The organism is Variovorax sp. 278MFTsu5.1, from assembly GCF_048305045.1.
GTDB classification, from domain to species: domain Bacteria; phylum Pseudomonadota; class Gammaproteobacteria; order Burkholderiales; family Burkholderiaceae_C; genus Variovorax; species Variovorax guangxiensis.
This window is the reverse complement of sequence record NZ_CP157622.1, coordinates 3,371,141-3,390,138: the sequence shown is the minus strand read 5'-3', so window position 1 is coordinate 3,390,138 and position 18,998 is coordinate 3,371,141. Positions and strand designations below refer to the sequence as shown.

Here is an 18,998-nt window from a genome sequence, read left to right as displayed (position 1 = left end):
CCCCGCGCGGGAGGTCTGGAGAATCAGGCAAATACTTTGCAGGAACGCGCTCGCTGCGGGGCAGAAGGCGGCAGGATACTTTTTCCGGCGGATCCCGTTCCCCTCCCCCGCATTCCCCTTCTGCCTGCAAAGGAACCTCTCCATGCAATACCGCAAATTCGGCCGCACCGGCCTTTTCGTTTCCGAGCTGTGCCTGGGCACCATGACCTTCGGCGGCTCCTCCGGCATCTGGGGCCAGATCGGCAACCTGCAGCAGTCCGAGGCCGAAGGGCTGATCGGCCGCTCGCTGGACGCCGGCATCAACTTCATCGACACGGCCGACGTGTACTCCGAAGGCCAGTCGGAAGTCATCACCGGCCAGGCGCTGAAGAACCTCAAGGTGCCGCGCGACAGCTTCGTGCTGGCCACCAAGGTGCTGGGCGAGACCGGCAGCAAGGGCGTCAACTCGGCCGGCGCCTCGCGCTTCCACATCATGGATGGCGTCAAGGCCAGCCTGCGGCGCCTGCAGCTCGACCACATCGACCTCTACCAGATCCACGGCTTCGACCCGGTCACGCCCATCGAGGAGACCGTGCACGCGCTCGACAACCTGGTGCGCCAGGGCCACGTGCGCTACGTGGGCGTGTCGAACTGGGCCGCCTGGCAGATCGCCAAGGCCCTGGGCATCGCCGAGCGCGACCGGCTGGCACGCTTCGAATCGCTGCAGGCCTACTACACCATCGCCGGGCGCGACCTGGAGCGCGAGCTGGTGCCGCTGCTGCGCAGCGAGAACGTCGGCCTGATGGTGTGGAGCCCGCTCGCGGGCGGCCTGCTCAGCGGCAAGTACGGCCGCAACACCGAGGCCGAGAAAGGCAGCCGCCGCACCAGCTTCGACTTTCCGCCGGTGAACGTCGAACGCGCCTACGACTGCATCGACGTGATGCGCGGGCTGGCCGAGTCGCGCGGCGTGTCGGTGGCGCAGATCGCGCTGGCGTGGCTGCTGCACCAGCAGGTGGTGACCAGCGTGATCATCGGCGCCAAGCGCGTCGAGCAACTGGACGACAACATCGCCGCCACCGCCATCAAGCTCACGGCCGACGAGCTCGCCACGCTGGACAAGGTGAGCGCGCTGCCGGCAGAGTACCCCGGCTGGATGCTGGAGCGCCAGGGCGGCGTGCGCGGCAAGCGGCTTGCGGAATCAGGCCTGCGCGGCTGAGGTCTCCTCGGGCGATGCGGCTCGGCGCGCGGCATGTGCCGCCGTCGCCCGAAGCGCGCGCAGGTCGATGTGGCGGGCCGCGCTGGATGCGTCGGGCTTCTCCAAGTGCGGCACGATGCCGAGCAAGGGCGCGCCAAGCCGCGCGCGCAGCGTCTGCAGATTGGCCTGCGGCGCGAGCATCGACGGATCGACCATGCTCGCCACCCAGCCCGCCAGCACCAGCCCGCGCGCGCGGATCGCCTCGGCGCTCAGCAGCGCGTGGTTGAGGCAGCCCAGCCGCAGCCCCACCACCAGGATCACAGGCAGTTTCAGAGCCACGGCCAGGTCGGCGCTGTCGAAGTCGTCGCCGAAGGGCACGCAGAAGCCGCCCACGCCCTCGACCACCACCGCGTCTGCGATAGCCGAGAGCTGCTCGAAGGCCGAGAGCAGCGGCTGCAGCGTGATGCTCACGCCCTCCTGCCTTGCCGCGAGATGCGGCGACATCGGTGCGCGCAGCAGATAGGGGCAGCGCAGCTCCAGCGGTGCATCGACGTTGCCGGCGGCATGCAATTGCTCCACGTCCTCGTTGCGCCAGGCGCCGTCGACCTCTTCGAGGCCAGCCGCCACCGGCTTCATGCCGACCGCGCGCAGGCCTGATCCGGCCAGCAGGCTCAGCATGGCGCTGCTGACCAGCGTCTTGCCGATGCCGGTGTCGGTGCCGGTGACGAACCAGCGGCGCTGCTGCGTCATGCCGCCTCCGTCAACTGCTGGCTGGCGAGGGCCTCGCCCAGCGCATCGACCAGCCGCGCGACATCGGCCTCCGTGTGGCTGGCCGACAGCGCAATACGCAGCCGCGCCGTGCCGGCCGGCACCGTCGGCGGGCGGATCGCGCCGACGCGCAACCCGCGCGCATCGAGTTGCGCCATGGTCAGCATCGCGCGCGCGTTGTCGCCCACGATCAGCGGCTGGATCGCGGTGGGCGATTGGGGCAGCCGCGCGCCGCCGTCCGCCGGAAGCACGGACTCCAGCCCCAGGCGAAGCTGGGCGATGCGCTCCTTCAGTTGCGCGCGGCGCTGCGCGCCCTCCTCGCCCCCGATCAGCGCCAGGCTCGCAAGCAGCGCGTGCGCGACGGCCGGCGGCGCCGCCGTGGTGAAGATGTACGGCCGCGCGCGCTGCACCAGGTAGTCGATGACCGTGCGATGCGCCGCCACGAAGGCCCCCGACACGCCCGCCGCCTTGCCCAGCGTGCCGACCAGCACCAGCCGCTGCGAATGCAGGCCCAGTGCCTCGGGCACGCCGCGCCCGGTATCGCCTAGCACGCCGAAGCCGTGCGCGTCGTCGATCACCAGCCAGGCATCGTGCTTCTCGGCCAGCGCGAGCAGCGCGGCCACCGGCGCGATGTTGCCGTCCATGCTGAACACCGCGTCGCTCACGATGAGCTTCAACGGCGCGTCGCAGGCGGCGAGCTGCGCGTCGAGCGCCGCCACGTCGCAATGCGCGTAGCGCTCCACGCGCGCCTTGGCCAGCCGCGCCCCGTCGATCAGCGAGGCGTGGTTGAGCGACTCCGAGAAGATGACGGCATCCGCCCCGCCGAGCGCCGACAGCACCGCGAGGTTGGCCATGTAGCCGGTGCAGAAGAACAGGCTGCGCGCCTCCGGGATGAAGGGCGACATCCAGCCGGCGAGTGTTTCCTCGAGCTGGGCGTGCGCGCGCGAGTGCCCGAGGATCAGGTGCGAGCCGCCGCTGCCCGTGCCGTACAGCGCAGCGCCTTCGGCCCATGCCTTCGCCAGGGCGGGATGGGCCGCGAGCCCGAGGTAGTCGTTGCTGCTGAAGCAGAGCATGGTGCGCGCTGCGCTGCTGCCGGCCAGCGTCAGCGTCTGCAGCGGCGCGCAGGCTGTCTCGGCGATCTGCCTGCGGCGGCGCAGCGACTGGGCGTCGAGCGCGTCGATCTCGCCCTGCAGGCGGTCAAGCAAGCGCGACATCGCGGGCTCCTTCCTTTTTCGGGTTCGTGGCCAGCACGGCATCCAGCGTGGCGAGCGTGCCGTCGACCAGCAGGTCGATCTCGCCGTCGCCGATGGCGTAGGGCGGCATCAGGTACACGGTGTTGCCGATGGGCCGCATCAGCAGCCCCTGCGCGCGCGCCGCGAGGTGGAAACGCTCCGCGAAGCGGGCACCGGGCTCGCGCACGTCGAAGGCGGTGATCATTCCGCGTTGCCGCAGATGGCCGACCGCGCGGCCTTCGAGTCCGCCGCTCAACCGCTGCAGCAGGCGCTGTGCCCTGCCCCGGTTGCGCCGCAAGGCGTCCTCGGCCTCGAACAGGTCCAGCGTCGCCAGCGCCGCGCGGCAGGCCAGCGCATTGCCGGTGTAGGAATGCGAATGCAGGAAGCTGCGCGCCGCGTCGTCGTCGATGAAGGCGTCGTGGATGGCGTCGCGCGCCATCACCAGCGCCAGCGGCAGGTAGCCGCCGCTGATGCCCTTCGAGAGGCAGAGAAAGTCGGGCCAGATGCCGGCCTGCTCGCAGGCGAAGAAGCTGCCGGTGCGCCCGCAGCCCACCGCGATCTCGTCGGCGATGAGGTGCACGCCATGCCGGTCGCAAAGCGCGCGCACGCGGCGCAGGTATTCGGGGTCGTGCATCGCCATGCCGGTGGCGCACTGCACCAGCGGCTCGACGATCACGGCGGCGATGGTGTCGTGCTGTTCGGCCAGCAGCGCTTCGAGTTCGGCGGCGGCGCGGCTGGCGACATCGGCCGCGCTCTCGCCCGCAGCAGCATTGCGCGCGTCGGGCGAGGCCACCAGATGCGCGTTCGCGAGCAATGGCGCATAGGCGTCGCGGAACACCGGCACGTCGGTCACGTGCAGCGCACCCAGCGTTTCGCCGTGGTAGCCGTGCTTCAGTGCGACGAAGCACCGCTTGTCGCCGCGGCCGGCATTGCGCCAGAAATGAAAGCTCATCTTCAGCGCGATCTCCACTGCCGAGGCGCCGTCGGACGCATAGAAGCAATGCCCGAGCGCGCCACCCGTGAGCGCGGAGAGCCGCTGCGCCAACTCCACCGCCGGCGCATGGGTGCAGCCTGCGAGCATCACGTGCGAAAGCGTGTCGAGTTGCTGCTTCAGCGCGGCGTTGATTGCCGGATGCGCATGTCCGAACAGGTTGACCCACCACGAGCTGGTGGCGTCCATGTAGCGCCGGCCTTCCTGGTCGATGAGCCACACGCCCTCGCCGCGGGCGATGGGCAGCGGCGGCACCGCTTCGAGCCGGATGCTCTGCGTGCACGGATGCCACACATGTCGCCGGCTGCGCCGTTGCAGGTCGGCGTTGGAAGATGAGGAAAAAGCAGTTGTCGGAGGCACCCGCGCAGTCCTTTCGTGAGGGCAAGGCGCGGGATCGTATCGACGCGTTCAGGGGGCGGCAAACCGCTCTCAAGCGTGTGAAATGAAGGCCGGTTCAGCGATGTTGCCCGGCGTAGCGCGCGCGTTCGGAGCAACGTCGTGAAACAAGCCGGCTTCTTGCCTTCTCGGCCGCATGGCCGCAAAGCGCAAGTTGTCCGGCTGACGCCAGAAACAGGTCACGAATGTCCGGTTCTCGGGACTCGGCGACGAAGCGCGCGAATTTCGGACATCCATCGTGGCCGGTTTCAGCAGGCCTCGCGGACCGCCTGGCTCAGCCCGGACTCTTGTTCACCAGCCTGCCGATGTAATCGCGCAGCGAGATCGTCCCGCGCACCGGCTTGCTGGCCGGTTCGTAATGCTGGTCCATCGTGGCGCGCGTCATCGCGGCATAAGACTTCGCAGCGGCGTCCGAGAAGCCCAGCTTCCCGAAGGCCTGCTCCAGCTGTTCGCGCGGCGTCTCCACCACTTCGATCGGCTTTCCGAGCGCCTCGGAGAAAGCCCGCGCCACGTCGCCTGGCGAATAGCGCTCGGGCCCTTCGACGTGGTGCGGCCCCGACGATTCGGCGGGGCCCAGCATCAGCTTCGCGGCGTACTGGCCGAGGTCGTGCGGCGCCACCATGGGCAGCGTGAAGTCGGCGGGGAACATGCTGTGGACCTTGCCTTCCTTGCGCGCGGTTTCCAGCGCGGTGTCCCAGTTGCTCATGTAGTACGCGGCTCGGAGCGCGCTGAACGGCACCGGGCCCGCGGCGAGCGCCTGTTCCAGGTCGTACAGCACGCTGAGGTCGCCGATGCCTTCGCCCGGCTGCGCGCCGTAGGCCGATTCGGCGACGATCTTCTCGAGCTTGCAGCCTTCGAGCGCCGAAACGATGGCGCGCACACTCCTGTGCTCCTCGGCCACCGTGTCCGAAGACGGCGGCGCGGGCGGATTCAGCACGAACACGCGCTTTCCGCCCCTGAACACTTGGTGCAGCGCGTGTGTGTCGAACACGTCGACCTGCGCCACGTGCGCGCCTTTGGTACGAAGCGCCTCGGCCTTGTGCGCGTCGCGCGTGACCACCGTGACCGGCTCGCTGCGTTCGAGCAGGGCTTGCGCCAGCGCCGAGCCGACGTGGCCGGTCGCTCCCAGGATGATGTGCATCGTCAGCCTCCGCGTTCCGTTCAGCCGCGCTTCTCGGCGTTGCGCTTGCGCGTGGCGGCGGCCTTCTTCGCGGAGGCCGATCGCTCGGCCGCGGTGCGGTGCGCCGCGGCCGCACCGCCCAGCTTTCCGCCCTTGCGCGAAGGCCCGTGGTTCTCGGCCTTGCCGCGGCCACCACCGCTCTTCTTGCCACCGCCGGTCTCGGCGTTCACCGTGGCCCACGCGCGGCGCTCAGCCTCGCCCTTGCCGACGCCGCGATGCTCGTAGCCCTTCTCTATGTGCTCGGCCTGCCGCTTCTGCTTGTCCGTGTAGGACGACTTGTCGCCTCTTGGCATGTGGTGCTCCTGCAGTTGGTTGAGGAGCTTTCATGCTGGGCGCGGCCTGTGCGCCGTGGGTAAGAAGACGGTCATGCCGGGCGTCGGCGTTGTCCGGCGTTGCTGATTGCCCACTCGGGCCTGACCAGGAAGCCGGCTTGCCCTCCGGGGACGACGCACGGGGTCGGCCCATTCCCACATGCATGCCTCGCGGGACGCAGCAGAAAGACCATGACGAGCAGTTTTTCAACCCGTTCTTTCGAAGGAGTTCCGTCCCCATGACATCCCCCAAACAGACCCCGCACCAGAATCCCGACGCCGTCACCACCGACGAGCACGACAGCTTGCCCACGCAGCACAACAAGGCCGGCAACCAGCCGGCCACCCCGAAGAATGAGCCGCGGCGCACGCCCGAGAGCCGCAGCGACCGCGAGAGCCACGTAGGCGGCAGCAATCAGCTGCAGGCCCGCCGCGGAGGCGCGCAATGACCACCGCGGCACTCAACACGAGCGACGCCATGGATCGCTGCATCGCGGCGTGCAATGACTGCGCGCTGGCGTGCAATCGCTGCGCGGCCGCCTGCCTGGCTGAAGGCAGGAGCGGCATGGCGCGTTGCATCGCGCTGGACATCGACTGCGCCGCGGCTTGCGCCTTCGCCGCTGCCGTGATGGCGCGCGGCGGCGAGAACATCGTTGTCACATGCGGCATGTGCGCCGAGATCTGCCAGCGCTGTGCCGCCGAATGCGGCAGCCATGACATGGACCACTGCCAGCGCTGCGCCGAAGCCTGCCGGCAGTGCGAGACCGAATGCCGGAGCATGGCGGCGGCCGCCTGAGCAGCCAGGGCGGCATGCGCGGCCGACGGATTTCCGTGCGCGACGCGCAAGCCGGGCTGCGCACGCTCTCCAGAGCGACCGACGCGTGCCGCGAATGCCCCATCGGGCAGTACGCGACGCAGTCGGTGTTCGGCGAAGGCCCGGTGCGGCCGGTGCTGATGGTGGTCGGCGAGCAGCCCGGCGACAAGGAAGACCTTGCCGGCCGCCCCTTCGTCGGCCCGGCCGGCAGGCTCTTCGACCGGGCGGTGGCGCAACTCGGCTGGTCGCGCGAGAAGCTGTACGTGACCAACGCCGTCAAGCACTTCAAGTACGAGTGGCGCGGCAAGCGGCGGATGCACAAGACGCCGGGGCAGCGCGAAGCCGAGGCCTGCCATCACTGGCTGGAAAGCGAACTGGAACTGGTGCGGCCCCACGCCATCGTGGCGCTGGGCGCCGTGGCGGCCCGATCGCTGCTCGGGCGCCCGGTGGCCGTGACCAGGTTGCGCGGCCAGTGGCTTGAAGACCCGGCGGGACGGCGCGTGCTGGTCACGCTGCATCCCTCGGCGCTGCTGCGTGGCGACCCTGCGCAGCGCGAATCGGCGTGGGAAGCGTGGATCAGCGACCTGTCGGCGGCAGCCCCGCTGTTCGCGCCGCGGAAGAACGAGAAGAAGGAGAAGGCGCGGGAGAAGTCCGGACACGATGAGCCCGCGTACGCAGGGTGATGGAGTAGCGCAGCGCCTCGGTCGGCGCGATCGCGTGCTGCCATGCCCATCGCGCCGGCCCGCGCAGCAGGTACACGGAGCGCGGCTCGATCAGGAATTCGAGCGTGGCCGGCCCCGACGCCGCCGCGCCCGGCACGTAGGGCCTGAACTGCATCACGGCGTCGTTGTTCAGCGAAACGCCGACGATGTCCTCGAAATCGGGCACGTCGCGATGCCAGCCCAACGGCGTGCCGGGGCGGTATTCGGCGATCAGCATGTGCGTGAGTTCTTCGGGCGCGATGCCGGCCCAGGCCGCGGCCTTGTCGCGAAGTGGATGCAACTCCGGAGGCAGCGGTGCGCCGGGCTTCAGGCGGTTGGTGTCGAAGTCGTAGCTGCCGCCGAAGCTCGTGCCCCTGCGGCGGGCGGTGTATTCCTTGTAGCGCATCTCCTTGAGCGGAAGGGCCTGCACGATGGCCAGCAGGCTGGCCTCCTCCTCGCGCGACAGGAATCCGTTCTCGTAGCGAAGCCCTTCGATGGCAGCCACCGGCGCCTCGCCGAACAGGTCGGGCTGTCCGGCGTGTTCGAGGCGTCTGGCGGCGCGCGTCATGTCAGGCGGCCTGCCAGACGCGGACCCAGTCGACTTCCATGGTCGCGTTCGTGCCGGCGCCCAGGGGGCCGTAGCCGCTGGAAGGAATATTGCCTGCCCAGCCGTTGTCCTTGATCTCGCACGTGAGCTTGATGTACTGATTGCTCAGCGACACCCCCTCCTTGATGGTGGCGTAGGGTGTCGCCGCGCCGTCGAGGTAGAACTCGTAGCCCTCCGGGGTCCACAGCAGGCCCACGGTGTGCCATTCGGAAAACGACTGGCCTGCCGGCAGCTGCTGCTGGCCGGTGTTGCGGCTGATGGTCTTGCCTGTCTCGTAGCCGTTCCAGTGCACTGCGCTCGAGAACTGGTTGTTGATCTTCCCCGCGTTATTCTCCGAGAACTCCCGGTGCTCGATGATGTCCACCTCCACGCCGGCGGCAGGATCGGGCGGCGTGGCCGCCTTGTTCGCATTGGACATCAGCCAGAACGCGCTCCACTGCCCCGGCTTCGATGCGAAGCGCACGCGTGCCTCGATGTAGCCAAAGCGGAATTCGTAGAGCCGGGCCGTGCGCAGGAAACCGGTGTGATGGGTGCCGGCCGAAGGGTCGGTGAAGGTCGAGATCTTCAGGACGCTGTCCGCCACCGTGGCGGCTTCGGGCGTCTGGACCGCATTGGCGCGCACGCCGGTGACCGCGGCCCATTTGGCGGGGTCGAGCGCGCTGCCTTCGAACTCGTCGTGCCACGCGAGCCGATAGTCCCTGGCCGACTCCGGCACCAGCGCGACTTCGAATTTGCGGCTCGATCTGGCTTCGCCGCCGGCGGTACGGACGATGATTTCCGCGTCCTTTGCCGAATCGGGCACGAAAACCGAAATCTGGTTCGGGGAATCGACGCTGAGTCTGGTCGCAACGACCTCTCCAAAGCAAACCGAGGCACTCGAGTCGAATTCGGCGCCGCTGATGACAATTACCTTGCCTCGCTTTTCCAGGCCCGGAGAAAAGGAATGGATGACCGGGCTTTTTGCCAGGGCCGGCATTGCGGCCGCTGGCGGTGCGGCGGAAGACTCGGGCGAAATCGGACCCGCAGGATTTGCCGAGGCAGGCAGCAGGGCTGAGAGATTGGAGGTGCTGGCCGCTCCACTGCCTCCATCACCACCACCGCCGCCGCAAGCGCTTATGACCGAGGTGCCCAGGAGCGCCGTGGCTGCCTGCGCACCCTTTTGCAGGAATTGCCTGCGCGATTTTTCAGAAATGGCTGATTGTTCGATCGGGCAATCTGATTGCATGGAATTTCCTCCTCATTGAATTCGGTTTTTAATTCTAGATTCGCCCAAAAGTTTACAATTCAGTCCAGCAATTGAATTGAGTTCTCCTCTGAGATGTTTTTCAATTGAGAGCGCGCCAGGCCCCGATAGTTTGCAATTGCGCCCGCCCGAAGGCGAATTCCTCCGGCCGGCACCCATCGCATCAGTCCTTCACCATTCGCACGTCCCACCAGCGCGGCAGCAGTTCACGGATCTCGGCGCGTGCGAAGCGGTCGTCCAGCAGGTGCAGCACGCCCTGGTCTTCCTCGGTACGAATGACGCGGCCGGCGGCCTGCACCACTTTCTGCAGGCCGGGGTAGAGGTACGTGTACTCGTAGCCCTTGCCGAAGCGCGCCTGCATGCGCTCGCGCGTGATCTCATTGAGTTCGTTGTATTGGGGCAGGCCCAGGCTGGCCACGAAGGCGCCGATCAGGCGGCTGCCCGGCAGGTCGATGCCCTCGCCGAAAGCGCCGCCCAGCACCGCGAAGCCGACGCCCTGCCCACCCTCTTCGAATCGCGCCACGAAGCCTTGGCGTTCGGCCTCTCGCATGCCGCGCGTCTGGGTCCACACGGGAACGCCGGGGTGCCGCAGCGAGAAGGCGGCGCAGGCCTTCTCCAGGTAGTCGAAGCTGCTGAAGAAGGCCAGGTAGTTGCCCGGCAGGCGCTCGAACTGGGCGCCGATGATGTCGGCCACGTTGCGCAGCGAGCCCGCGCGGTCTCGAAAGCGCGTCGACACGTGCATCGCCACCTCGACGCGCAGCTGCGTGCTGTGGAATGGCGAGGCCACGTCCAGCAGCGCGGCGTCCTCGGGCATGCCGAGGGCGTCGCGGTAGAACCCGAAGGGTGACAGCGTGCCCGAGAAGCAGGTGACCGAAGCCGCTTCCGCGAAGCGGTTCTGCAGGAAAGGCGCCGGCACCAGGTTGCGGATGGCCAGGCGGCGCGCCTGCTGCGTGGCACCCAGCGTGCGCTCGAACACCGAGTGGTCGCCGAAGGCTTCGGCCAGCCGCGCGAAGTGCAGCGCGTCGAAGAAGAAGCGCTGCAGCGGCCCCTGCGAGGCCTCGGGCGTGGCCGCGAAGTGCTCGGCCATGGCGGTGTTGGCGGCCTGCAGGGTACGCAGGAAGCGCTCGGGGATCTCGTCGGCGGTTTCGTAGCCGGCCTGCTGCGACTGCTGCACCGTGTCCCACTCGCGGAACACTCGCGCGAGCGGGCCGCGCAGCACGGCGGGGGCTGCGCGGTGGGCCTCCTCGAGCGCGCCGCCGTCGAGCTCGGCCGTGTACATGCCGCGCGCGCGTTCGAGCAGGTTGTGGGCTTCGTCGACCAGCACCGCGGCACGCCAGTCGTCTTCGCGCATGGTGGCGTAGAGAAAGGCGCTGCTGTCGAAGTAGTAGTTGTAGTCGCCGACGACGGCATCGGCCCAGTGCGCCATCTCCTGGGCCAGGAAATAGGGGCAGACCTCGTGCGCGAGGCCGATGTCGCGTAGCGCCTCGCGGTCCAGCCACGCCATCTGTGCGGCCTGCTCGCGCGCGGCGGGCAGGCGGTCGTAGAAGCCCCGGGCGAGCGGGCATGCGTCGCCGTGGCAGGCGCGGTCGGGGTACTCGCAGACCTTCTCGCGCGCCGCGAGCTCGAGCACGCGCAGCCTGCCCTGCCCCCGGCCCTTGTCGAGCACGCGCAGCGCATCGAGCGCCACGGGCCTGCCCGAGGTCTTGGCCGTGAGGAAGAACAGCTTGTCGATCCTGCGGGCCGCACGGGCCTTCAGCAACGGGAAGATGGTGGCCAGCGTCTTGCCGATGCCGGTGGGCGCCTGCGCCATGAGGCAGCGCCCGCCCGCACCGGCGCGGTAGACGGCCTCCGCAAGTTCGCGCTGCCCGGCGCGGAAGCTGCCGTACGGGAATTCCAGCCCGGCCAGCGTGCCGTCGAGCGCGGCACGGTGAGCCGCCTCGCTCGCGGCCCAGGCGGCGTAGCGGCCGCACAGCAGCTCGAAATGCTCGCGCAGGGCCTCTCGGGTGTGATGCTCCTCCAGCACGGTCTCGTCGCCCGTGGCGAGGTCGAGGTAGACCAGCGCCACCATCATCTCGTCGTGGCCGTCGCGCTCGCACAGCATCCAGCCGTAGGTGCGGGCCTGCGCCCAGTGCAGCGCGCGGTGGTTGCCGCGGATGGCGTCGAAGTCGCCCCGGAAGGTCTTGATCTCCTCGACCCTGGCCCGGTGGAATTCGTAGCCGTCGGCACGACCGCGCACGTGAACCGCACCGCAGGTGGCTTCGAGCGCGACCTCGCACTCGTATTCGCCGCCGCGCCGGTGCTGAACCAGCGCATGCCCGGCCATGCCTTCGAGCGCGCTGGGCGCGGGCACGAAGCGCAGGTCGAGGTCGCCTGCCTTCGCGCCGAAGGCGCACAGGGCCTTGACCGACACTACGTGCCTGGCAATGGCGGGAGCCGCGTCTTGCGGCTTGAAGGGTTCGGAGCCCATCTGGCGTCTACTGTATGAAATAACAGTATAACGAGGCACTCCACCCTGCACGCCCCGCCTTGGTGCCCTGTCGGGATGTTTTCCGACAGGGTCACGCGCATTTATCGGCCAGACTTCACAAGTTTTGCTTACAAATAGCACCGATGACGAAAACCCCCACCGCGATCGACCCCGACGATTTCGAGCGACTGCTGAGCCGCAACATCAAGCTCCCCCTGATCGGCGGTGTGTTCGGCGCCGTGGTGTTCGTCGGGCTGATCCTGTTCCTGCTGTCCACCATCGGCTGGGTCGAGCACACCGACCGCGTCACCCGCGCCGCCAGCGAACTGCAGCGCCAGAGCATCGACATGGAAACCGGCATGCGCGGCTTCCTGATCACCAACGACGAGAGCTTCCTGGAGCCCTACCAGAACGCCCTGCCCCGCGTGAAAGCCGATACGGCGATGCTTCGCGAGCTCGTGGCGGACAACCGCCAGCAGGTGGAGCGCGTCGACCGCATCGCAGCCATCCAGGCCAGTTGGAACGACTACGCCGCCGACCTGATCTCGGCGCACCGCAACGGCCAGGACACCCAGATGCAGGTGCGCCTGGGCCGGGGCAAGCGGCTGACCGACAGCATGCGCGCCGAGTTCACCGCGTTCATGGAAACCGAGCAGGCCCTGCGCTTCCAGCGCAACAACGAGGCAAACCGCACCGCCTGGTGGGTGGTCGGCCTGTTCCTGCTGTTCACGCTGGGCTTCACGGGGCTGGTGGCCTACTTCGGACGCAGGCAGCTGGTGCGGCTGTCCGACAGCTACGACGTGGTGCTGCAGGAACAGGCGGGCCATAACGACCGGCTGGCGCACGAGGCCTGGCTGCGCGGCGCGCAGACCGAACTGGTGGGCGACCTGGTGGGCGAGCTCAGCGCGCCGGACATGGGCCGCAAGATCCTGTCCTTCTTCTCGCGCCACCTGGGCGCCTCGGTGGGCGCCATCTACGTGCGCGAGCGCCATGGCCCGCTGCGCCGGGCGGCGAGCTACGGTTTCTCCAGCGCCGCGGAGGCCATGCCGCAGGTCTTCTCGCCCACAGAAAGCCTGGTCGGCCAGGCCGCGGCCGAGAACCGGCGCATGCTGATCGACCCGATCGACGCCGAATACCTGAGAGTCAACTCCGGCCTGGGCGAGATGGCGCCGAAGGCGGTGCTGCTGGTGCCGGTGGCCAGCAGCGGCATGGTCAACGGCGTGGTCGAGCTCGGACTGCCTGGCGCGCTGGACGAGCGCGGCAGCCAGCTGGTCGAGATGGTGTCCGACGACATCGGCACCTCGCTGGCGGCGGCGCGCTACCGCGAGCAGTTGCAGGAGGTGCTGGCCGAGACCCAGCAGCTCAACGAGGAGCTGCAGGTGCAGCAGGAAGAGCTGCGCACCGCCAACGAGGAACTGGAAGAACAGTCGCGCGCGCTGCGCGCCTCGCAGGCCATGCTGGAGAACCAGCAGGCCGAGCTGGAGCAGACCAACAGCCAGCTTTCGGAGCGCACCGAGGCGCTCGACCAGCGCAACACCGCGCTGCGCCGCGTGCAGCGCGACCTGGAAGACCGCGCCGACGAACTGCAGCGCGCCAGCCGCTACAAGTCGGAATTCCTCGCCAACATGTCCCACGAGCTGCGCACGCCGCTCAACAGCGCGCTCATCCTCGCCAAGCTGCTGGGCGACAACCCGCAGGGCAACCTGACCAGCGAGCAGGTGAAGTTCGCGGAGTCGATCTATTCGTCGGGCAACGACCTGCTGGTGCTGATCAACGACATCCTCGACATCGCGAAGGTCGAGGCCGGCAAGCTCGAGGTGGTGACCGAGGACGTGCCCCTGGCCCGGCTGGCCCACAGCCTGGAGAGCACCTTCGGCCCGCTGGCCATGCAGAAGAACCTGAATTTCAGGCTCGAACTGCGGCCCGATGCACCGGTCTCGCTGCTCACCGACCGGCAGCGGGTGGAGCAGATCCTGAAGAACCTGCTGTCGAACGCGATCAAGTTCACCGACAGCGGCGAGGTGAAGCTGGTGATCTCGCCGGCGGCGGGCGGCGGCGCGGCCTTCGCGGTATCCGACTCGGGCATCGGCATCGATCCGCAGCAGCACGAGCTGATCTTCGAAGCGTTCCGCCAGGCCGACGGCACCACCAGCCGGCGCTACGGCGGCACCGGGCTGGGCCTGTCGATCTCGCGCGACCTCACGCAGCTGCTGGGCGGCACGCTCACCGTCGACAGCACGCCGGGCCAGGGCAGCACCTTCGTGCTCGAACTGCCGGCCAGGGCGCCGCAGGCTTCGCCGGACTACCAGCAGCAGCAGAAGCCGCCGGCCGTCTACACGCCCCGCTCCGCGCACTCGCCTGCCGCCCACGCGCAGCCCACGCTGGCGCCCAACCCTCCCGCGCCGGTGCCTGCGCCGCAGTTCGCCGACGACCGCAGCCTGCCGCGCGACCAGGTGCGCCGCGTGCTGGTGATCGAGGACGAGCCGCAGTTCGCGCACATCCTCTACGACCTGGCGCACGAGTTGGGCTACCGCTGCCTGGTGGCGCATGGCGCGGCCGACGGTTTCGAGCTGGCCTCGCAGTTCCTGCCCGACGCGATCCTGCTGGACATGCGCCTGCCCGACAGCACCGGCCTCGACCTGCTGCAACGGCTGAAGGATTCGCCGCACACCCGGCACATCCCGATCCACGTGGTCTCGGCCGCCGAGAGCGCGCAGGGCGCGGCGCTGCAGATGGGCGCCGTCGGCTATGCGCTGAAGCCGGCCACCCGCGACGAGCTGATGAAGGTGTTCGGCCGGCTGGAAGAAAAGCTCACGCAGAAGGTCAAGGTCGTGCTGCTGGTGGAAGACGACGAACTCCAGCGCGAGAGCGTCATCAGGCTGATCGGCGACGACGACATCGAGATCGTCGCCGTCGGCTCCGGCGAGGAGGCGCTGGAGCTGCTGCGCACCCGCGTGTTCGACTGCATGATCACCGACCTGAAGCTGCCCGACATGCAGGGCAGCGAGCTGCTCAAGGCCATGGCGGCGGAGGAGATCGTGTCGTTCCCGCCCGTCATCGTCTACACCGGGCGCAACCTCACGCGCGACGAAGAGACCGAGCTGCAGCGCTACTCGCGCTCGATCATCATCAAGGGCGCCCGCTCGCCGGAACGCCTGCTCGACGAGGTGACGCTCTTCCTGCACAAGGTGGAGGCCGAGCTTTCGAGCGAGCGCCAGGGCATGCTGAAGACGGCACGCGGGCGCGACCGCATCTTCGAGGGCCGCACCCTCCTGCTGGTGGACGACGACGTGCGCAACATCTTCGCGCTGACCAGTGCGCTGGAGCAGCGCGGCGCCATCGTCGAGATCGGCCGCAACGGCCGCGAGGCGCTCGAAAAGCTCGACCAGGTCAGCGAGATCGACCTGGTGCTGATGGACGTGATGATGCCGGAGATGGATGGCCTGGAAGCCACCCGGCGCCTGCGCGGCGACCCGCGCTTCGCCCATATGCCGGTGATCGCCATCACCGCCAAGGCCACCAAGGACGACCGCGAGCAATGCCTGGCCGCCGGCGCCAACGACTACCTCGCCAAGCCGGTGGACCTGGAGCGCCTGTTCTCGCTGCTGCGCGTCTGGCTGCCGAAGATGGAGCGGCTGTGACCACGAGCCCGCGCAATCCGAAGAACGGCAACGGCGCGGCGCCGCTGCCGCCGCTGAGCGACACCGAGATCGAGCTGCGGCTGCTGATGGAGGCGATCTACCTCAAGTACAGCTACGACTTCCGCAACTACACGGTGGCCTCGCAGAAGCGCCGCGTGCTGCACGCGCTCGACCAGCTCGGGCTGCCGAGCATCTCGGCGCTGCAGGAGCGGGTGCTGCGCGATGCGGCCCTCTTCGGCCGGCTTCTGCAGTTCCTGACGATCCCGGTCAGCGAGATGTTCCGCGACCCGTCGTACTTCCTGGCCCTGCGCCAGCACGTGGTGCCTATCCTGCACACCTACCCTTCCGTCAAGGTATGGGTGGCGGGCTGCAGCACGGGCGAGGAGGTGTTCTCGCTGGCCATCCTGCTGCGCGAGGAAGGCCTGCTCGCGCGCACGCAGATCTACGCCACCGACATCAACCCGGCTTCGCTGGAGAAGGCCAGGCAGGGCATCTTCCCGCTGGAGGCCATCCGGGGCTACACCACCAACTACCAGCGCGCGGGCGGGCGCAGCGAGTTCTCCGACTACTACACCGCCGCCTACGAGGCCGCGCGCTTCGACCCCTCGCTGTGCGCCGACGTGATCTTCGCCGACCACAGCCTGGCGACCGACAGCGTGTTCGCCGAGACGCAGCTGGTGTCGTGCCGCAACGTGCTGATCTACTTCAACCGCGAGCTGCAGGACCGGGCGCTGGGCCTGTTCCACGAGTCGCTGTCGCACCGCGGCTTTCTGGGACTGGGCTCGAAGGAGAGCATCGACTTCTCGGGCTACGCCGACCGCTTCGACGCGCATGCGCGCGCCGAGCGCATCTACCGCAAGAAAGCCGCATGACGGGCCAGATGAAACGCCAGCTGCGCTTCCCCATCCGCAAGCGCGTGGACGCCGTGGTGCTTGGCGCCTCGGCCGGCGGCATCGACGCGCTCTGCGTCCTGCTCGAAGACCTGCCGCCCAGCTGGCGCCTGCCGATGGCGGTGGTGCTGCACCTGCCCGAGGAGCACGAGAGCCGCCTGGCCGAGATCTTCGCGCAGCGCCTGCCTATTCCCGTGCACGAGGCCAACGACAAGATGCCGGTTTCGGCCGGCAGCCTGTACTTCGCGCCGCCGGGCTATCACCTGTCGATCGAGCGCGAGCGCACCTTCTCGCTGAGCTGCGAGCCGCCGGTGCTGTTCTCGCGTCCGTCCATCGACCTGCTGATGGGCTCGGCCGCCGATGCCTACGGCCCCGCCCTCGCCGGCTTCCTCCTGACCGGCGCGAACGACGACGGCGCGCAAGGCCTGCACCGCATCCACCTGGCCGGCGGGCTCACCGCCGTGCAGGAACCCGGGGAAGCCCAGATTCCCACCATGCCCCAGGCCGCCATCGCGCGCCATATCCCCGACTACGTGCTGCCCCTGCGCGAACTGCGCAACCTGCTGCTCCAACTGGAAGCCGTCCATGAACATTGACATCGAAAGCAAGCTGCTGCTCGTGGACGACCTGCCCGAAAACCTGCTGGCGCTGGAGGCGCTGATCCGCGCGCCCGGCCGCATCGCCTACCGCGCCGGTTCGGCCGACGCCGCGCTGGCGCTGCTGCTGGAGCACGAATTCGCGCTCGCCATCGTCGACGTGCAGATGCCCGGCATGAACGGCTTCGAGCTGGCCGAGCTGATGCGCGGCACCGAGCGCACGCGGCACATCCCCATCATCTTCGTGAGCGCCGCGGGTCGCGAGCTGAACTACGCCTTCCAGGGCTACGAGAGCGGCGCGGTCGACTTCCTGCACAAGCCGCTGGACCCGCACGCGGTGGTCAGCAAGGTGAACGTGTTCGTCGACCTCTACCAGCACCGCAAGGCGCTGCGCCACGAAATGGATTCGCTCGCCGCCGCCCACAAAAAGCAGGAGGAACTGGTGCAGCAGCTGCAGCAGACGCAGCACGACCTGGAGCGCGCGGTGCGCATGCGCGACGATTTCATGTCGATGGTGTCGCACGAGTTGCGCACGCCGCTGAACACCCTCTACCTCGAGGCGCAGCTGCGGCAGCTGCATCTGGCGAAGGGCAATCTCGCCAGTTTCTCGCCCGAGCGCCTGCCCGCGATGATCGAGCGCGACCAGCGGCAGATCCGCAACATGGTGCGGCTGATCGACGACATGCTCGACGTCACGCGCATGCGGCGCGACGCGCTGTCCATCAAGCCCCAGCCGACCGATCTGGCGGCGCTTGCGCACGCGGTGGTGGAAAACCTGCGCCAGCAGGCCGAAGCCGCGGGCGCGGCCATCACGCTCTCGGCGCCTGCCGAACTGCGCGGCGCATGGGACGAGTTCCGCATCGAGCAGGTGCTGACCAACCTGCTGACCAACGCGCTGCGCTACGGCGGCGGCAAGCCGGTCGAGATGGTCGTTCGGCGGCTGGGCAACACGGCCCAGGTGAGCGTGCGCGACCAGGGCATCGGCATCGCGCCCGAGGACCAGGCCCGCATCTTCGAGCAGTTCGAGCGCACCGACGACAGCCGCAAGCACGCGGCCGGACTGGGCCTCGGGCTCTTCATCACCCGCAAGATCGTGGACCTGCACGGCGGGCGCATCGGCGTGGAAAGCGCACCGGGCGAAGGGTCGCGTTTCACGGTCGAGCTGCCGCTGCAGGCGCCCGCCATACTTCCCAATCAATCTGACGCCCAACCTGACGGAAAGAAGAACCCCCAGTGAACGTGCTGATCGTCGATGACAACCAGGCCTCGGCCGACCTGCTGCAGGAGCTGCTGAGCCTGCACGACCACACCGCGCAATGCACCTACACGGCACGCCAGGCGCTGGACGCGGCTACCGCCGGGAGCTTCGACGCGGCGCTGATCGACCTCAGCCTGCCCGACCTGCCCGGCGCCGAGGTGGCGCGGCGGCTGCGCGAGAGCACCGGCGAAGGCACGCCGAAGCTGCTGGTCGCCATCTCGGGCTTCTCCGCGCAGGACGCGGGCGGCCGCTCGGCCGAGGGGCTCTTCGACCATCACCTGCAGAAGCCGGTCGACATCGAGAAGCTGGGGCAAATCCTCGCATCGGCTGGCTAGGCGCGATCGGTCTTCCCCGCTGCGCCTTTCTTGCTCTTGCGGGGGCTGCGCATGGCTTCGTAGCGATACACGCGGAAGCCGTCGCGCTGCATGAAGCTGACCGGCTCCCAGCCGCGCGCCAATGCGCAGTCGGTGATCTGCGCCATCTGCACGCCGAGGTAGTCCTGCAGGCTGTCGGCCACCGCGAGCTCGAACTTCTTGAGATCGCGGTCCAGCGATTCCACCGCCGCGACGGCGGCATCGACGCTGGTGAAGGGGCGCACGTGGGTCACGCCCTTGTTGCGCGCGGGGGCGTGTGCCTGCTCAGGCGGGTCGGCGCTGAAGTTGACGCTGGCGCCGCCCTCCATGCCGTTGAGGCCGCCGATGGCGCTAATGCTGGCCATGCTGCTCATTG

The 18,998-nt window shown here is 68.7% G+C and carries 18 protein-coding genes; 9 read left to right on the top strand and 9 right to left on the bottom strand.

From position 1 onward, the window contains the following. The first annotated feature begins 142 nt into the window (after positions 1 to 142). The gene (locus ABL844_RS15820) at positions 143 to 1,195 is read left to right on the top strand and encodes an aldo/keto reductase (protein ID WP_418125776.1); all 1,053 of its coding nucleotides are present in this window, start codon (positions 143 to 145) and stop codon (positions 1,193 to 1,195) included. Here the strand turns inward: ABL844_RS15820 and bioD are convergent. From bioD to ABL844_RS15795, 5 genes are all read right to left on the bottom strand, one after another. Further along, the gene (gene bioD, locus ABL844_RS15815) at positions 1,178 to 1,924 is read right to left on the bottom strand and encodes a dethiobiotin synthase (RefSeq protein WP_418131846.1); all 747 of its coding nucleotides are present in this window, start codon (positions 1,922 to 1,924) and stop codon (positions 1,178 to 1,180) included. The two genes, ABL844_RS15820 and bioD, sit on opposite strands and share 18 nt — an antisense overlap. After that, a complete protein-coding gene (bioF, locus tag ABL844_RS15810; RefSeq protein WP_418131844.1) occupies positions 1,921 to 3,156 on the bottom strand; it encodes an 8-amino-7-oxononanoate synthase in 1,236 nt (411 codons plus the stop codon). Before bioF ends, bioD begins: the two co-directional genes overlap by 4 nt. Further along, positions 3,140 to 4,525 (bottom strand): adenosylmethionine--8-amino-7-oxononanoate transaminase, encoded by a 1,386-nt coding sequence (bioA, locus tag ABL844_RS15805; RefSeq protein WP_418131843.1) that lies wholly within the window; start codon positions 4,523 to 4,525, stop codon positions 3,140 to 3,142. Before bioA ends, bioF begins: the two co-directional genes overlap by 17 nt. A gap of 310 nt (positions 4,526 to 4,835) precedes the next feature. Beyond that, positions 4,836 to 5,702, bottom strand: a complete 867-nt coding sequence (locus ABL844_RS15800) for an NmrA family NAD(P)-binding protein (protein ID WP_418131842.1) — start codon at positions 5,700 to 5,702, stop codon at positions 4,836 to 4,838. A 20-nt stretch (positions 5,703 to 5,722) separates the two neighbouring features. Beyond that, positions 5,723 to 6,034, bottom strand: a complete 312-nt coding sequence (locus ABL844_RS15795) for a plasmid stabilization protein (RefSeq protein WP_126019609.1) — start codon at positions 6,032 to 6,034, stop codon at positions 5,723 to 5,725. A 257-nt stretch (positions 6,035 to 6,291) separates the two neighbouring features. On the opposite strand from ABL844_RS15795, the gene ABL844_RS15790 reads away from it, so the two are divergent. The 3 genes from ABL844_RS15790 to ABL844_RS15780 are packed head-to-tail and all read left to right on the top strand — an operon-like array spanning position 6,292 to position 7,549. Continuing rightward, positions 6,292 to 6,501, top strand: a complete 210-nt coding sequence (locus tag ABL844_RS15790; RefSeq protein WP_184638047.1) for a hypothetical protein — start codon at positions 6,292 to 6,294, stop codon at positions 6,499 to 6,501. Further along, positions 6,498 to 6,848: a four-helix bundle copper-binding protein gene (locus ABL844_RS15785; RefSeq protein WP_240650482.1), complete on the top strand. Its 351-nt coding sequence runs from the start codon at positions 6,498 to 6,500 to the stop codon at positions 6,846 to 6,848. Before ABL844_RS15790 ends, ABL844_RS15785 begins: the two co-directional genes overlap by 4 nt. Then, entirely contained in the window at positions 6,821 to 7,549 is a 729-nt protein-coding gene (locus ABL844_RS15780) for a UdgX family uracil-DNA binding protein (protein ID WP_418131841.1), read from the top strand. The genes ABL844_RS15785 and ABL844_RS15780 overlap by 28 nt, the downstream gene beginning before the upstream one ends. Here the strand turns inward: ABL844_RS15780 and ABL844_RS15775 are convergent. The 3 genes from ABL844_RS15775 to ABL844_RS15765 form a co-directional block, all read right to left on the bottom strand. Next, positions 7,443 to 8,135 carry an alpha-ketoglutarate-dependent dioxygenase AlkB gene (locus tag ABL844_RS15775; RefSeq protein ID WP_418131840.1) on the bottom strand — a complete coding sequence of 231 codons (693 nt, stop codon included), beginning with the start codon at positions 8,133 to 8,135 and terminating at the stop codon, positions 7,443 to 7,445. The two genes, ABL844_RS15780 and ABL844_RS15775, sit on opposite strands and share 107 nt — an antisense overlap. Before the next feature lies 1 nt (position 8,136). Next, positions 8,137 to 9,399, bottom strand: a complete 1,263-nt coding sequence (locus tag ABL844_RS15770; RefSeq protein WP_418131839.1) for a family 16 glycosylhydrolase — start codon at positions 9,397 to 9,399, stop codon at positions 8,137 to 8,139. A gap of 181 nt (positions 9,400 to 9,580) precedes the next feature. Beyond that, the gene (locus tag ABL844_RS15765) at positions 9,581 to 11,884 is read right to left on the bottom strand and encodes a helicase C-terminal domain-containing protein (protein WP_418131838.1); all 2,304 of its coding nucleotides are present in this window, start codon (positions 11,882 to 11,884) and stop codon (positions 9,581 to 9,583) included. A gap of 143 nt (positions 11,885 to 12,027) precedes the next feature. Between ABL844_RS15765 and ABL844_RS15760 the strand changes: the two genes are divergently transcribed. From ABL844_RS15760 to ABL844_RS15740, 5 genes are all read left to right on the top strand, one after another. Further along, positions 12,028 to 15,525: a response regulator gene (locus ABL844_RS15760; protein WP_418131837.1), complete on the top strand. Its 3,498-nt coding sequence runs from the start codon at positions 12,028 to 12,030 to the stop codon at positions 15,523 to 15,525. An 86-nt stretch (positions 15,526 to 15,611) separates the two neighbouring features. After that, positions 15,612 to 16,397 (top strand): CheR family methyltransferase, encoded by a 786-nt coding sequence (locus ABL844_RS15755; protein ID WP_184638772.1) that lies wholly within the window; start codon positions 15,612 to 15,614, stop codon positions 16,395 to 16,397. After that, positions 16,394 to 17,011: a chemotaxis protein CheB gene (locus ABL844_RS15750; protein WP_369658198.1), complete on the top strand. Its 618-nt coding sequence runs from the start codon at positions 16,394 to 16,396 to the stop codon at positions 17,009 to 17,011. The genes ABL844_RS15755 and ABL844_RS15750 overlap by 4 nt, the downstream gene beginning before the upstream one ends. Then, a complete protein-coding gene (locus ABL844_RS15745; protein WP_418131836.1) occupies positions 17,001 to 18,248 on the top strand; it encodes a hybrid sensor histidine kinase/response regulator in 1,248 nt (415 codons plus the stop codon). The genes ABL844_RS15750 and ABL844_RS15745 overlap by 11 nt, the downstream gene beginning before the upstream one ends. Next, complete coding sequence (locus ABL844_RS15740; protein WP_418131835.1) at positions 18,245 to 18,604, top strand: response regulator; 360 nt, start codon at positions 18,245 to 18,247, stop codon at positions 18,602 to 18,604. The genes ABL844_RS15745 and ABL844_RS15740 overlap by 4 nt, the downstream gene beginning before the upstream one ends. On the opposite strand, the gene ABL844_RS15735 is transcribed toward ABL844_RS15740, so the two are convergent. Beyond that, positions 18,601 to 18,987, bottom strand: a complete 387-nt coding sequence (locus ABL844_RS15735) for a hypothetical protein (RefSeq protein ID WP_418131834.1) — start codon at positions 18,985 to 18,987, stop codon at positions 18,601 to 18,603. The genes ABL844_RS15740 and ABL844_RS15735 overlap by 4 nt on opposite strands. Positions 18,988 to 18,998 lie beyond the last annotated feature (11 nt).